This is a genomic window from Bacillus cereus group sp. Sample62 (genome assembly GCF_036851315.1).
Taxonomy (GTDB): domain Bacteria; phylum Bacillota; class Bacilli; order Bacillales; family Bacillaceae_G; genus Bacillus_A; species Bacillus_A wiedmannii.
Window position 1 is genome coordinate 12,501 of sequence record NZ_JAFLPK010000001.1, and the last position, 15,000, is coordinate 27,500.

A 15,000-nucleotide genomic window follows, 5' to 3' on the forward strand; every position below is an offset into this window, starting at 1 on the left:
GGCGAGGAGAGAATCCTAAGGTGTGCGAGAGAACTCTGGTTAAGGAACTCGGCAAAATGACCCCGTAACTTCGGGAGAAGGGGTGCTTTCTTAACGGAAAGCCGCAGTGAATAGGCCCAAGCGACTGTTTAGCAAAAACACAGGTCTCTGCGAAGCCGTAAGGCGAAGTATAGGGGCTGACACCTGCCCGGTGCTGGAAGGTTAAGGAGAGGGGTTAGCGTAAGCGAAGCTCTGAACTGAAGCCCCAGTAAACGGCGGCCGTAACTATAACGGTCCTAAGGTAGCGAAATTCCTTGTCGGGTAAGTTCCGACCCGCACGAAAGGTGTAACGATTTGGGCACTGTCTCAACCAGAGACTCGGTGAAATTATAGTACCTGTGAAGATGCAGGTTACCCGCGACAGGACGGAAAGACCCCGTGGAGCTTTACTGTAGCCTGATATTGAATTTTGGTACATTTTGTACAGGATAGGCGGGAGCCATTGAAACCGGAGCGCTAGCTTCGGTGGAGGCGCTGGTGGGATACCGCCCTGAATGTATTGAAATTCTAACCTACGGGTCTTATCGACCCGGGAGACAGTGTCAGGTGGGCAGTTTGACTGGGGCGGTCGCCTCCTAAAGTGTAACGGAGGCGCCCAAAGGTTCCCTCAGAATGGTTGGAAATCATTCGTAGAGTGCAAAGGCATAAGGGAGCTTGACTGCGAGACCTACAAGTCGAGCAGGGACGAAAGTCGGGCTTAGTGATCCGGTGGTTCCGCATGGAAGGGCCATCGCTCAACGGATAAAAGCTACCCCGGGGATAACAGGCTTATCTCCCCCAAGAGTCCACATCGACGGGGAGGTTTGGCACCTCGATGTCGGCTCATCGCATCCTGGGGCTGTAGTCGGTCCCAAGGGTTGGGCTGTTCGCCCATTAAAGCGGTACGCGAGCTGGGTTCAGAACGTCGTGAGACAGTTCGGTCCCTATCCGTCGTGGGCGTAGGAAATTTGAGAGGAGCTGTCCTTAGTACGAGAGGACCGGGATGGACGCACCGCTGGTGTACCAGTTGTTCTGCCAAGGGCATAGCTGGGTAGCTATGTGCGGAAGGGATAAGTGCTGAAAGCATCTAAGCATGAAGCCCCCCTCAAGATGAGATTTCCCATAGCGTAAGCTAGTAAGATCCCTGAAAGATGATCAGGTTGATAGGTTCGAGGTGGAAGCACGGTGACATGTGGAGCTGACGAATACTAATAGATCGAGGACTTAACCATATAATATGTAGCAATGTTATCTAGTTTTGAAGGAATATGCCTTCATAGTTTGGTGATGATGGCAGAGAGGTCACACCCGTTCCCATACCGAACACGGAAGTTAAGCTCTCTAGCGCCGATGGTAGTTGGGACCTTGTCCCTGTGAGAGTAGGACGTCGCCAAGCAATTAAAAACACAAGTCTTTTGACTTGTGTTTTTTTATTTCCCATGAAATAGGATCGGTTCTGCTAGTAAAAAAGACGAAATATAATAAGGGATTTTTTGAGCAGAAATAGTAAGAAATTGATAAATAAATGGGTAATCTTCAGAGCCATAACTCCCAAGTAAATCATACCACCAATCTGTTTCGTATCTAGAAATCATACTTAAATTGTAGAGCAATAAATAATGAACAAGAAGTTCAGGTAATACTGGTTTAGGATTTCTCGGGTCAGTTGTAATTGGTAAGTAATAAGTATCAGCAAGATATTCGTAGTATAAGGGCGTACTATATATAGGATTCCACGATTGGATAGGGGCTGTAAAAAGCAAATTCGATCCGCTCGTTTTCCCGGGAACATGTTGTATGGATAAATGCTTACACGTTGATTCAATGTAACGTGAAAATCTTTCTGTAGTCATATGGAGTCGATCTAGTATGTTGACCGAAAAGGAAAGTTCATTTGTATTTGTTGAATCGATTTTATATAAAGTGGTCCCTCTTTGACTATAGCGAAATAAATTTTGTAATTCAGGAATATTTCCCATTAGATCTAGCATGTTAAACTTCTCTGCTTCTAAGTGTTTCATGTGAAACAGCTGTTCTGCAATATGAGTAAATAATCCATTTTTTTGCACCTTCACCTCATCTTCTAAAAATTGATACCCCTGTTTTTTTCGTTTACGAGTCGTAACACCATGAGCTAAAACAGTAGTGGATTCTGGATAGTTAGGATCAATAGTTAGTAAGCAGGCTTTAAAAAGTTGGCTTATTCCATAAAACAATAACATTGGCTGAATCGAAAAGGGGGCTACCTTATATAATTCATAATAGTTTTTCCCGTGTTCTAAGTAATAAATAAAGGGATAACAATTTTCGAAACTTTTTTTTTCGGCATCTTGTATGGAGGATTTTTCATAGCAACGGGCAAGATAACGTTGTACATTTTGAGATGAAAAGAAGAAACTTAATTGCTGCCAAGTACAATGTGTTTGATGCATATATTACGCTCCTTTTATTGTCTAAAAATTCTAACATATATATACGTCCTTGACAGTATTTTAACCAATTGATAAGCTACTAATAATAATTTCTGGTATCATGGGGGGAACAATTATGTGGGAATCTAAATTTGTTAAAGAAGGTTTGACTTTTGATGACGTATTACTTGTACCAGCAAAGTCAGATGTACTACCAAGAGAAGTAAGTGTTAAAACAGTTTTATCTGAAAGCTTACAGTTAAATATCCCGTTAATTAGTGCAGGAATGGATACAGTAACAGAAGCTGATATGGCTATTGCAATGGCTCGTCAAGGCGGTTTAGGAATTATTCATAAAAACATGTCTATTGAACAACAAGCGGAGCAAGTTGATAAAGTAAAACGTTCTGAAAGTGGCGTTATTTCAGATCCTTTCTTTTTAACTCCAGAACATCAAGTATATGATGCAGAGCATCTTATGGGAAAATACCGTATCTCAGGTGTACCGGTTGTAAATAATTTAGACGAGCGAAAATTAGTTGGTATTATTACAAACCGTGATATGCGTTTTATCCAAGACTACTCAATCAAAATTTCCGACGTAATGACAAAAGAAAAGCTAATTACAGCTCCAGTTGGTACAACGCTGGAAGAAGCTGAAAAGATCCTACAAAAGTACAAGATTGAAAAACTCCCTCTCGTTGATAACAACGGTGTATTACAAGGGCTTATTACAATAAAAGATATCGAAAAAGTAATTGAATTCCCAAATTCTGCGAAGGATAAGCAAGGACGCTTATTAGTTGGAGCAGCGGTTGGTGTAACGGCTGATGCTATGCTTCGTATCGACGCATTAGTAAAAGCTAGCGTAGATGCAATCGTACTTGATACAGCTCATGGACATTCTCAAGGTGTTATTGATAAAGTAAAAGAAGTTCGTGCGAAATATCCAGCACTAAATATTATCGCTGGAAATGTTGCTACTGCTGAAGCAACGAAAGCATTAATTGAAGCAGGTGCAAACGTAGTTAAAGTTGGTATTGGACCAGGCTCTATTTGTACGACACGCGTTGTAGCTGGCGTGGGTGTACCACAATTAACAGCAGTTTATGATTGTGCAACAGAAGCTCGTAAACACGGTATTCCAGTTATTGCTGATGGTGGCGTTAAGTACTCTGGTGACATGGTAAAAGCTTTAGCAGCAGGAGCACACGTTGTTATGCTAGGTAGTATGTTTGCTGGTGTTGCTGAAAGCCCTGGAGAAACTGAAATTTACCAAGGTCGTCAATTTAAAGTATATCGTGGTATGGGTTCTGTCGGAGCGATGGAAAAAGGAAGTAAAGACCGTTACTTCCAAGAAGGAAATAAAAAACTTGTTCCAGAAGGTATTGAAGGTCGAGTACCATATAAAGGACCTTTAGCAGATACAGTTCATCAATTAGTTGGTGGATTACGTGCCGGTATGGGATATTGCGGAGCGCAGAATTTAGAGTTCTTACGTGAGAATGCACAATTCATTCGTATGTCAGGTGCTGGTTTACGTGAAAGCCACCCTCATCACGTACAAATTACAAAAGAGGCTCCAAACTACTCATTATAATGTCTTATATACAAATAGACGGAGATTTGATATCTCTGTCTATTTTTTTTTGATTATGTTAGAATAACGGTTATGTGAGTACATAGATATTGGGGGTAGCAAAAGTGAAAGGTATGTTTTGCAAAAGATTCGTTGCTTTAGTAACAATGCTTACACTAGCTTGTAGTATGTTGTTACCATATAGCAATGCATCAGCAGAAACAGGAGCTGCTTTAAACATTGAAGCAGGTGCAGCAATTTTAGTTGAAGCGAATTCTGGGAAAATTTTATATCAAAAGAATGCAGATGAATTATTATCAATTGCTAGTATGACAAAGATGATGAGTGAGTATTTAGTTCATGAAGCAGTGGATAAAGGAAAACTTAAGTGGGATCAAAAAGTTAAGGTTTCTGAATATGCGTATAAAGTTTCACAAGATGCTTCTTTATCAAATGTTGCATTAGAAAATGGTGGCACTTATACAGTAAAAGAGTTATATGAAGCAATGGCAATCTTTTCTGCAAATGGTGCAACAATTGCATTAGCAGAAGCAATTGCAGGTAAAGAAGTAGACTTCGTAAAAATGATGAATGATAAATCAAAAGAATTAGGGTTGAAAAATTATAAATTTGTCAATTCTACAGGTTTAACGAATAAAGATTTAAAGGGAATGCATCCTGAAGGAACAACAGCGGATGAAGAAAATAAAATGTCTGCAAAGGATGTTGCAACTTTAGCACAACATTTAATTAAAGATTATCCAAAAGTGTTAGATACAGCAAAAATCCCGAAAAAAGAATTCCGTCCAGAAAAAGAGAAATTTGCAATGTCAAACTGGAACTGGATGTTAAAGGGCTTAGTGAAACAATATGATGGCGTAGATGGCCTGAAAACAGGCTCGACTCCAGAAGCAGGGGATTGCTTCACTGGTACGGTTGAAAGAAACGGTATGCGTTTTATTTCTGTAGTTATTAAAACGAGTTCTCATACAGCACGTTTTGATGAAACAAAGAAGCTATATGATTATGGATTTGCTAACTTTGAAATGAAGCAAATGTATAAAAAAGATTCTTCAGTAAAAGGACAAGAAACAGTACGAGTAGAAAATGCTAAAGATAAAGATGTAGCAGTTCAAACAAAACAAGCTGTTTCACTTCCAGTGCCAAAAGGAAGTAAAGATGTTTATAAAACAGAATTAAAAGAAGCAAACAAGGGACAAGAAGCACCTATTAAAAAGGGAGCTGCACTTGGCCAAATGGTAATCACACCAAAAGATGCGAATGACCCTGGATTTTTATCTGGTAAGTCATTACAAATAGATCTTGTAACAACGTCTGCAGTAGAGGAAGCAAATTGGTTTACTCGCTCTATGCGCGGAATAGGTTCTTTCTTTGGTAGTATATGGAATAGTGCTGTTGATACAGTAAAAGGTTGGTTTTAAAAGCTCCTCATTGTAGGGGCTTTTTCTTATTCCTATTTTTCATACCGACTTTATGAAAAAGTAGTAGACAAGCATCTGATAGTTAGTGGTAGAATGTAAGAGTATTCTTAATTTTCGCCTTTAACGGGGAAAAGCAATTCACCTAGGGGGGTTTTTGTAACATGACAAATGTAACAGGGACAGAACGTGTAAAACGTGGAATGGCAGAAATGCAAAAAGGCGGCGTTATTATGGACGTAATTAACGCTGAACAAGCAAAAATTGCAGAAGAGGCAGGCGCAGTTGCTGTTATGGCACTAGAGCGTGTACCAGCAGATATTCGTGCAGCAGGTGGCGTTTCTCGTATGGCAGACCCAACAATCGTTGAAGAAGTTATGGGTGCTGTTTCAATTCCGGTTATGGCAAAATGCCGTATCGGTCATCTTGTAGAAGCACGTGTATTAGAATCATTAGGGGTAGACTATATCGATGAGAGTGAAGTATTAACTCCTGCTGATGAAGTATACCATTTAAATAAACGTGATTACACAGTTCCATTTGTATGTGGTTGCCGTGATATCGGAGAAGCTGCGCGTCGTATTGCAGAAGGTGCATCTATGCTTCGTACAAAAGGTGAACCAGGAACAGGAAACATTGTAGAGGCAGTGCGTCATATGCGCCAAGTCAATGCAGAAATCCGTCAAGTTGCAAGTCTACGTGAAGATGAGTTAATGACATATGCAAAAAATACTGGTGCTCCTTATGAAGTACTACTTGAAATTAAACGCCTTGGTCGTTTGCCAGTTGTAAACTTCGCAGCAGGTGGTGTAGCAACACCAGCAGATGCAGCGTTAATGATGCAACTTGGTGCGGATGGTGTATTCGTAGGATCTGGTATCTTCAAATCAGAAAATCCAGAGAAATTTGCACGCGCAATCGTTGAAGCGACGACTCATTATGAGGATTACGAACTAATTGCAAGCCTTTCTAAAGGATTAGGTAATGCAATGAAAGGTATCGAAATTTCAACGTTATTACCAGAACAACGCATGCAAGAGCGTGGATGGTAATTGAAGGAGAACTTTAAAATGGTGAAAATCGGTGTGCTAGGTCTTCAAGGTGCAGTTCGTGAGCATATAAAATCAGTTGAAGCAAGTGGTGCAGAAGCTGTTGTTGTAAAGCGTATAGAGCAACTTGAAGAGATTGATGGTCTTATTTTACCAGGCGGTGAAAGTACAACAATGCGCCGTCTTATTGATAAGTATGCTTTCATGGAACCACTTCGTACATTCGCGAAGTCTGGTAAACCAATGTTTGGTACATGTGCAGGTATGATTCTTCTTGCAAAAACACTTATTGGCTATGAAGAAGCACATATTGGTGCTATGGATATTACAGTAGAACGCAATGCGTTCGGACGCCAAAAAGATAGCTTTGAAGTCGCACTTTCAATTAAAGGTGTAGGAGAAGAATTTATTGGTGTATTTATCCGTGCTCCGTATGTTGTAAATGTAGCTGATGATGTTGAAGTACTTTCTACACATGGTGACCGAATGGTAGCAGTAAAACAAAATCAGTTTTTAGCTGCTTCATTCCATCCGGAATTAACGGATGATCATCGTGTCACAGCATACTTTGTAGAAATGGTAAAAGAAGCGAAAATGAAAAAAGTTGTCTAAGTAACTTGCAACTTGTATAAGATTATAGTAAATTGATGGTAACAATTTTATAAAATAAGCGTGTTGATAGGAAGTAGTAACAAATGCCGTTTCTTATAGAGAGTCGATGGTTGGTGGAAATCGATAGAAACAGTTTGTGAATCCATCCTGGAATGGAATGTGGAATATCTTTATGATTAGTAAACATTCCCGGTGAAGAGCCGTTATTTCTACTTGAGAGGAAAGCGGTAATGCTTTCAACTAGGGTGGCAACGCGGGTTAACTCCCGTCCCTTTATATAGGGACGGGAGTTTTTTGTGTTTTATAAAATAAAAGGAGGAGTATATAATGCTTGATATTAAATTTTTACGTACAAATTTTGAAGAAGTAAAAGCAAAGTTACAGCATAGAGGCGAAGATTTAACTGATTTTGGTCGCTTTGAAGAGCTGGATACGAGAAGAAGAGAATTACTTGTTCAAACAGAGGAACTAAAAAGTAAACGTAATGAAGTATCTCAACAAATCTCTGTATTGAAGCGTGAAAAGAAAGATGCAGAAGCTCTAATTCTAGAAATGCGTGAAGTTGGAGAAAAAGTAAAAGATCTTGATAATGAACTTCGTACAGTTGAAGAAGATTTAGAAAGATTAATGTTATCTATTCCAAATATTCCTCATGAATCTGCTCCAGTTGGTGAAACAGAAGATGATAATGTAGTAGCACGTACTTGGGGAGAAGTGAAAGAATTTGCTTATGAACCAAAACCACATTGGGATCTTGCTACAGATTTAGGAATTTTAGATTTTGAGCGTGCTGGGAAAGTAACGGGAAGCCGCTTCGTATTTTATAAAGGTGCTGGCGCGAGATTAGAGCGTGCTTTAATTAGCTTTATGCTTGATCTTCATACTGACGAGCATGGATACGAAGAAGTATTACCTCCGTATATGGTAAACCGTGCAAGTATGACAGGAACAGGACAACTTCCGAAATTTGAAGAAGATGCATTCCGTATTGAAAGTGAAGATTACTTCTTAATTCCAACAGCTGAAGTACCTGTAACGAACATGCATCGTGATGAAATCTTAAATAAAGATCAACTGCCTATACGATATGCTGCATTCAGCTCTTGTTTCCGTTCTGAAGCAGGTTCAGCTGGTCGTGATACACGTGGCTTAATTCGTCAGCATCAGTTCAATAAAGTAGAGCTTGTAAAGTTCGTAAAACCAGAAGATTCTTATGAAGAGTTAGAAAAACTAACAAATGATGCAGAACGCGTGTTACAATTATTAGAGTTGCCATATCGCGTTATGAGCATGTGCACAGGCGATTTAGGGTTTACAGCAGCGAAGAAATACGATATCGAAGTATGGATTCCAAGCTATGGCACATATCGTGAAATTTCTTCTTGTAGTAATTTTGAGGCTTTCCAAGCGAGACGTGCAAATATCCGTTTCCGTCGTGAGCCAAACGGAAAACCAGAACATGTTCATACATTAAATGGATCTGGTCTTGCAATTGGTCGTACGGTTGCAGCTATTTTAGAGAACTACCAACAAGAAGATGGTACAATTATAATTCCAGAAGTTCTTCGCCCTTATATGGGAGGAAAAGCAGTTATTAAGTAAATTTAAACATTCATCGGTATGAGTGATTGGTAATTATGAGCATTGTCAGTACTGAAATGTAGGAGGGGAAAGGTAAATTTCCCCTTTCCTCATAATTTATTTTAGTAGGGTTGACTAACTGTTTTTCTTTTGATATTATATTTGATGTCAATATGGAGGTATACCCAAGTCTGGCTGAAGGGATCGGTCTTGAAAACCGACAGGCGGCGAGAGTCGCGCGGGGGTTCGAATCCCTCTACCTCCTCCAGATATAATTGACAACAGCGCATATAAGTGGAGATTGGAGAACTCGTTACCAACACGTAACGAGTTTTTATTTTAAAACCAATCATAAAGTATGGTGTAGGGCGATTTTCTCCTTATTACACACTCATATTCCGATGAGTATCTTCATAGATATGAAAGGAGTCAACATGGATCTTATTATACAAACGTTTCCTTTAGATGGAAAAACTTTATATTATGTACAATGTCCTGTCTGTAAGAACAATAGAATTTTAAACAGTGGTGCAAATGTGTCACGCATTATAAGCGATGATACATTCCGTAAACTTTGTGGTTGCACTTGTGATGTAAAGCAAACTGCGACAAAAGTAGAGGCGCCAAAAAAAGTTGAAAAAGAAGCTGTAAAGAAAGAAGCAGCTCCAAAACGTACAGGTAAAGTATTAACAGCAGTGATTAACGGGAAAGAAATGACTGTTAAAGAGATTGCTGAAACATACGATATTAGTACAAGTACTGTTCGTCAGCGTATTAACGCTGGAAAACCTGAGAGTGAAATTATTGCTCCGACAAAAAAGAAGTAATTTAATAGAAAAACCCGTGCGTATGCACGGGTTTTTTATTTTACAAGTTTACGTGTTTGTTTTAAAAAATGGCCAATTTTTTTAATGATTGGTTCAATTGAATCACCGTCTTTTAAAATATCGTATTCATTAATGTTTAATCGTAAAACAGGGCATGCATTAAAGTTATTAATCCAGTTTTCGTAACGGCCATGCATCTCTTTCCAATACTCAATTGGTGTTTGTTGTTCCATCGGACGTCCGCGTTCTTGGATACGATCAACAATATCATCGAAAGAACCTTCTAAGTAAATTAATAAATCAGGATGAGGGAAGTAAGGAGTCATGACCATAGCGTCAAATAAACCTTTGTATGTTTCATAATCAGTTTCCGTCATTGTACCTTTTTCATGATGCATCTTTGCAAAAATTCCAGTGTCTTCATAGATAGAGCGATCTTGAACGAAACCGCCACCGTATTCAAAAATTCTTTTTTGTTCTTTAAATCGTTCTGCTAAAAAGTACACTTGCAAGTGGAAGCTCCAGCGTGTGAAATCAGCATAGAACTTGTCCAAATACGGGTTCGAATCTACCTTTTCAAATGATGTGCGATAACCTAAAGCGTTAGCTAATGCAGTTGTCATAGTTGATTTTCCGACACCTACTGTTCCAGCAATAGTGATTACTGCGTCATTTGGTATATCATATTTTTGTCTTAAATTCATTGTTATTTCGACTCCTTTAAGAGCGTATTTTGAAGGGCGGATATGATGACGTTTAAATCATCAGGATTTTTTACAAAATCCATATCGTCTCCGTTAAATTTCAATACTGGGATATCTGGATGATCCTTTTTAAAAGTATCCATTGCTGTTTCGTAATCTTTTGTGAGCTGTAGTAAGTAATTTGGATCCATATTTTTTTCGAATTCTCTTCCGCGCATCGCAATTCGTGTTTGTAATGTTTCCAAGCTAGCTGTTAAATAAACGATAACGTTTGGTACAGGCATATCTTGTGTAAGGATACGATAGATTTGCATGTACTTGTCGTATTGAGAATTCTTTAATGTACGGGATGCGAAAATTAAATTTTTAAATATATGATAATCCGCTACTACTGGCTTCCTTTGATTCAAATACTTTATGTTAATATCTTCTAATTGTTTGTATCTATTACAAAGAAAGAACATCTCTGTTTGAAAACTCCATTCGTCGATGTCTTCATAGAATTTTCCTAAAAAAGGATTTTCATCAACAATCTCTTTTAGTAAGTGGAGTTGCATGTGAGTTGAAATTGCCTTCGCAAGTGAGGTTTTTCCAACACCAATTGGTCCTTCAACCGTGATAAAAGGTACTCCGGTCACGCTGTTTCCTCCTTTCAATCAGTGATTTACCGTGACTACTAAAAACACAAAACAGAATTATTGTAGCACAAGAGGGAAGCGAGCGGGTTAATTTGATATAAAAAGTTAGAAAATAGATATATGTATTAAGTAATTTTTATTTGAGATGACGGTACTATATTTGCTTTTAATGTGGATTCCATTATTTTTAAAGCATGCAGATTATCCTGATCATGATTAGAGGCAATACAGTCCTGTGGTACATACAGTGTATAATTTCTCATATGAGCGTCGTTAGCTGTAAAGAGGATACATATATTCCCGGCGACTCCTGTTAATATTAGATTTTCTATTTTTAAATAGCCTAATAAAGAATTTAAAGGTGTTTCATAAAAAGCAGAGTAATGTGGTTTAATAAAAATGTAATCATCAGAATTTGGAGCAATCTTATGAATGATATTTTCACTATATTCATTTGTACAATGAGTAATTAGTTGGTCAATATCAGATCTCCAAAGTTGATAATGGTCATTAACATAAATTATGGGGTAGCCAAAGGATTTCATTGTGTTCTTTAATTGTAAAATGGGGTTTGTTATAATTTCGCATTTTTTGGCTAAGATGGGCCCGTGTGAAAATTGAAAATCATTAATCATATCGATAATGAGTAAGGCAGTATTCTTCATATGTAATCCCCTCTCTTTTTTATTAGGGTGGATTGAATTTGTAAAAGTTATCCCATGTGCAGTAAATGGAAATAGGTGTATTTTATTTGTGATGAAAGGACTATGGTATGGAACACGATCAAGATATTTATTTTATGCAGTTAGCAATAGAAGAGGCTAAAAAAGCAGAGGCAATACAAGAAGTACCGATTGGTGCAGTTATAGTGTTAGATGGTGAAGTAATTAGTGTTGCTCATAATTTAAGAGAAACTGAACAAAGATCAATAGCTCACGCTGAGTTATTAGCTATTGATGAGGCGTGCAAAAAATTAGGGACATGGCGTTTAGAAGATGCGACGTTATATGTAACATTAGAGCCTTGTCCGATGTGTGCAGGTGGAATTGTTTTATCACGAGTGAAGCGAGTTGTATATGGTGCAAGTGATCCGAAAGGTGGATGTGCAGGGACGTTGATGAATCTTTTAACGGATGAACGTTTTAATCATCAATGCGAGGTAGTTGCTGGTGTGTTAGAAGAAGAATGCGGTACTTTGTTAACAAACTTTTTTAGAGAGCTTCGTAAAAAAAGAAAAGCAATAAAAAAATTAGAGAAAAGTAACGAGAATTAACGTATTTGCATTTTATAAAAAAACAAGTTATACTGATAATGCCTTTTAATGAAGGCAACCGAATATTGGTTTTAACTTTGCCGTGCTAAGCGGGGAGGTAGCGGTGCCCTATACTCGCAATCCGCTCTAGCGAGGCCGAATCCCTTCTCGAGGTTATGCTGCTGTAAGGTCTGCCTTAAGTAAGTGGTGTTGACGTTTGGGTCCTGCGCAACGGGACCCCGTGAACCTTGTCAGGTCCGGAAGGAAGCAGCAATAAGCGGGTCTTCTCGTGTGCCGCAGGAGTGCCTGAACCGAGCTAACTGCTTGAGTAACGCTTATGGTACGTAATCGACAGAAGGTGCACGGCAGTTATATATGTATACAAAACTCACCTTAATACTAAGGTGGGTTTTTTGTATAGAAAATAACTTTTGGAATCTATAAACAGAATGGGTTATAATAAATGAGATAATAACCTTTGAGGGAGGCCGTATTTTCGTGTCATACCAAGCGTTATACCGAACATGGAGACCGCAAAAATTTGAAGATGTAGTTGGTCAAAAGCACGTGACAAAAACGTTGCAAAATGCCCTTCTTCAAGAGAAAGTTTCACATGCTTATTTATTTTCTGGGCCGAGGGGAACAGGAAAAACGACAATTGCAAAAGTATTTGCAAAAGCAATCAACTGTGAACATGCTCCGGTAGCTGAACCTTGTAATGAATGTCCTTCTTGTTTGGGGATTACACAAGGATCTATTTCAGATGTATTAGAAATTGATGCGGCTTCAAATAACGGTGTAGATGAAATTCGAGATATTAGAGATAAAGTAAAATATGCTCCAAGTGCTGTAGAATATAAAGTATACATTATTGATGAAGTCCATATGCTTTCTATGGGTGCCTTCAATGCGCTTTTAAAAACGTTAGAAGAGCCGCCAGGACACGTCATCTTTATTTTGGCGACAACAGAACCGCATAAGATTCCGCCTACAATCATTTCACGTTGCCAGCGTTTTGAATTTCGAAAAATATCAGTAAATGATATTGTTGAGAGATTATCGACGGTTGTGACGAATGAAGGTACGCAAGTAGAAGATGAGGCGTTACAAATTGTTGCACGTGCCGCTGAAGGTGGTATGCGTGATGCGCTTAGTCTTATTGATCAGGCAATATCTTATAGTGATGAGACAGTTACGACAGAAGATGTATTAGCTGTGACAGGTTCTGTTTCCCAGCAATACTTAGGTAACTTAGTAGAATGTATACGTGAAAATGATGTATCAAGAGCATTACGTATCATAGATGAGATGATGGGTAAGGGGAAAGATCCAGTTCGTTTTATGGAGGATTTCATTTACTATTATCGCGATATGCTTTTATATCAAACTTCACCACAACTGGAACATATGTTGGAACGAGTAATGGTAGATGAGCAATTCCGGATGTTAAGTGAAGAAATGCAACCGGAAGTAATCTATGAAATCATTCATACTCTTAGTAAGGGACAACAGGAAATGAAGTGGACAAATCATCCGCGAATTTTCTTAGAAGTTGTTATGGTACAACTGTGTCAACAGTTTATGATGCAAGCTAACGGTGCAGATCGTTTACAAGCAATTATGAACAGGATGCAGCAATTGGAGAAAGAGTTAGAACAAGTCAAAAAGAATGGTGTGCCGGCTGGTGTGCAGCAGGAAGTCAGAGAGACACGTGCAACACCAAAGCCAGTGCGGACAGGGAGTATGAAAATTCCTGTTGGACGCGTAAATGAAGTGTTAAAGCAAGCAAAGCGTCAGGATTTAGAACAATTAAAAGCTGTGTGGGGTGAGTTGTTAGGGAGACTCAAAGCATACAACAAAGTAGCGTTTGCTGTTTTATTAGAAAATAGCGAACCGGTAGCAGCTTCGGATGATACTTACGTTTTAGCTTTTCAATATGAGATTCACTGTAAAATGGCAAGCGAAAACCGAGAGGCTATGGATACAGTGGAACAAGCCTTATTTGAACTGTTAAGTAAAAGATTAAATATGATTGCCATTCCAAAAAGCGAATGGGGTAAAATCCGTGAAGATTTTTTACAGCGTGAAGGCGAGAATTCTGAAGAAAGCCCAAAGAAAAAAGAAGATCCTCTTATAGAAGAGGCAGTAAAATTAGTAGGACAAGAACTTATTGAAATAAAAGAGTAATAATAATTAGGAGGAATTAATTATGATGCGTGGCGGAATGGGAAATATGAATAATATGATGAAACAAATGCAAAAGATGCAAAAAGATATGGCAAAAGCGCAAGAAGAACTTGGCGAGAAAACAGTTGAAGGTACAGCTGGCGGCGGTATGGTCACAGTTATTGCAAATGGTCATAAGCAAATTCTTGAAGTGAAAGTTAAAGAAGAAGTTGTAGATCCAGAAGATATCGAAATGTTACAAGACTTAGTGTTAGCTGCAACGAATGATGCACTTAAAAAAGCTGATGAACTTTCAAACTCTACAATGGGTAAATTTACAAAAGGCTTGAACTTACCAGGTGGAATGTTCTAGGAGGATACTGATATATGCATTATCCAGAACCGATATCGAAATTAATTGATAGTTTTATGAAGTTGCCAGGGATCGGACCGAAAACAGCGGTTCGCTTGGCATTTTTCGTATTAGATATGAAAGAAGATGATGTGTTAGGTTTTGCAAAAGCACTTGTGAATGCGAAGCGAGATTTAGCGTATTGTTCTGTATGCGGACATATTACTGACCGCGATCCTTGTTATATTTGTAATGATTCGCATCGAGATCAGTCGGTTATTTGTGTTGTGCAGGAACCGAAAGATGTAATCGCAATGGAAAAGATGAAAGAGTATCAAGGTGTATATCACGTGTTACGTGGCGCGATTTCTC

At 38.7% G+C, this 15,000-nt stretch carries 14 protein-coding genes, 1 tRNA gene, 2 rRNA genes, 1 other RNA gene and 1 other annotated feature (2 of these 19 running past the window's edge); of the genes, 14 read left to right on the forward strand and 4 right to left on the reverse strand.

Translation table 11 applies throughout. The annotated features are described in order from the left end of the window. Both J0835_RS00050 and rrf read left to right on the forward strand, forming a co-directional pair. Nucleotides 1-1,250: ribosomal RNA gene (locus J0835_RS00050) — 23S ribosomal RNA — on the forward strand; it begins 1,672 nt to the left of the window's first position. A 48-nt stretch (nucleotides 1,251-1,298) separates the two neighbouring features. Next, nucleotides 1,299-1,414 (forward strand): 5S ribosomal RNA (gene rrf, locus J0835_RS00055). 34 nt (nucleotides 1,415-1,448) lie between these two features. On the opposite strand, the gene J0835_RS00060 is transcribed toward rrf, so the two are convergent. After that, entirely contained in the window at nucleotides 1,449-2,450 is a 1,002-nt protein-coding gene (locus J0835_RS00060; protein WP_087979086.1) for a YaaC family protein, read from the reverse strand. 115 nt (nucleotides 2,451-2,565) lie between these two features. Here J0835_RS00060 and guaB point away from each other — a divergent pair, with 115 nt between their 5' ends. From guaB to J0835_RS00095, 7 genes are all read left to right on the forward strand, one after another. Beyond that, nucleotides 2,566-4,029 carry an IMP dehydrogenase gene (gene guaB, locus J0835_RS00065; RefSeq protein ID WP_063261967.1) on the forward strand — a complete coding sequence of 488 codons (1,464 nt, stop codon included), beginning with the start codon at nucleotides 2,566-2,568 and terminating at the stop codon, nucleotides 4,027-4,029. 113 nt (nucleotides 4,030-4,142) lie between these two features. Beyond that, nucleotides 4,143-5,450 carry a D-alanyl-D-alanine carboxypeptidase DacA gene (gene dacA / locus J0835_RS00070; RefSeq protein WP_140386629.1) on the forward strand — a complete coding sequence of 436 codons (1,308 nt, stop codon included), beginning with the start codon at nucleotides 4,143-4,145 and terminating at the stop codon, nucleotides 5,448-5,450. A 161-nt stretch (nucleotides 5,451-5,611) separates the two neighbouring features. Next, entirely contained in the window at nucleotides 5,612-6,499 is an 888-nt protein-coding gene (gene pdxS / locus J0835_RS00075; RefSeq protein ID WP_000186157.1) for a pyridoxal 5'-phosphate synthase lyase subunit PdxS, read from the forward strand. A gap of 18 nt (nucleotides 6,500-6,517) precedes the next feature. Beyond that, on the forward strand, nucleotides 6,518-7,108 hold the full coding sequence (gene pdxT, locus J0835_RS00080) for a pyridoxal 5'-phosphate synthase glutaminase subunit PdxT (RefSeq protein ID WP_000238773.1): 591 nt from the start codon (nucleotides 6,518-6,520) through the stop codon (nucleotides 7,106-7,108). 54 nt (nucleotides 7,109-7,162) lie between these two features. Continuing rightward, nucleotides 7,163-7,384: a binding site (T-box leader), on the forward strand. Between the two features lie 51 nt (nucleotides 7,385-7,435). Continuing rightward, entirely contained in the window at nucleotides 7,436-8,710 is a 1,275-nt protein-coding gene (gene serS, locus J0835_RS00085) for a serine--tRNA ligase (protein ID WP_000884182.1), read from the forward strand. Between the two features lie 154 nt (nucleotides 8,711-8,864). After that, nucleotides 8,865-8,957 (forward strand) — tRNA-Ser (locus J0835_RS00090). A 166-nt stretch (nucleotides 8,958-9,123) separates the two neighbouring features. Then, nucleotides 9,124-9,516 (forward strand): DUF3797 domain-containing protein, encoded by a 393-nt coding sequence (locus J0835_RS00095; protein WP_140386630.1) that lies wholly within the window; start codon nucleotides 9,124-9,126, stop codon nucleotides 9,514-9,516. A gap of 35 nt (nucleotides 9,517-9,551) precedes the next feature. On the opposite strand, the gene J0835_RS00100 is transcribed toward J0835_RS00095, so the two are convergent. From J0835_RS00100 to J0835_RS00110, 3 genes are all read right to left on the reverse strand, one after another. Continuing rightward, nucleotides 9,552-10,220 (reverse strand): deoxynucleoside kinase, encoded by a 669-nt coding sequence (locus J0835_RS00100; RefSeq protein WP_001053583.1) that lies wholly within the window; start codon nucleotides 10,218-10,220, stop codon nucleotides 9,552-9,554. A gap of 2 nt (nucleotides 10,221-10,222) precedes the next feature. Next, complete coding sequence (locus J0835_RS00105) at nucleotides 10,223-10,858, reverse strand: deoxynucleoside kinase (RefSeq protein WP_087979089.1); 636 nt, start codon at nucleotides 10,856-10,858, stop codon at nucleotides 10,223-10,225. Nucleotides 10,859-10,983: 125 nt separating this feature from the next. Further along, on the reverse strand, nucleotides 10,984-11,523 hold the full coding sequence (locus J0835_RS00110; RefSeq protein ID WP_087979090.1) for an isochorismatase family cysteine hydrolase: 540 nt from the start codon (nucleotides 11,521-11,523) through the stop codon (nucleotides 10,984-10,986). Nucleotides 11,524-11,630: 107 nt separating this feature from the next. Between J0835_RS00110 and tadA the strand changes: the two genes are divergently transcribed. The 5 genes from tadA to recR form a co-directional block, all read left to right on the forward strand. After that, a complete protein-coding gene (tadA, locus tag J0835_RS00115; RefSeq protein ID WP_002108901.1) occupies nucleotides 11,631-12,131 on the forward strand; it encodes a tRNA adenosine(34) deaminase TadA in 501 nt (166 codons plus the stop codon). Nucleotides 12,132-12,211: 80 nt separating this feature from the next. Continuing rightward, nucleotides 12,212-12,476, forward strand: an RNA gene (gene ffs / locus J0835_RS00120) — signal recognition particle sRNA large type. A 132-nt stretch (nucleotides 12,477-12,608) separates the two neighbouring features. Then, entirely contained in the window at nucleotides 12,609-14,297 is a 1,689-nt protein-coding gene (dnaX, locus tag J0835_RS00125; protein ID WP_087979092.1) for a DNA polymerase III subunit gamma/tau, read from the forward strand. 25 nt (nucleotides 14,298-14,322) lie between these two features. Next, entirely contained in the window at nucleotides 14,323-14,649 is a 327-nt protein-coding gene (locus J0835_RS00130; protein WP_170771173.1) for a YbaB/EbfC family nucleoid-associated protein, read from the forward strand. A gap of 14 nt (nucleotides 14,650-14,663) precedes the next feature. Next, nucleotides 14,664-15,000: the 5' portion of a recombination protein RecR gene (recR, locus tag J0835_RS00135; RefSeq protein WP_043938863.1), read on the forward strand. Its footprint extends 260 nt past the window's final position; the window shows 337 of its 597 coding nt (coding positions 1-337); the start codon lies at nucleotides 14,664-14,666; its stop codon lies beyond the right edge, outside the window.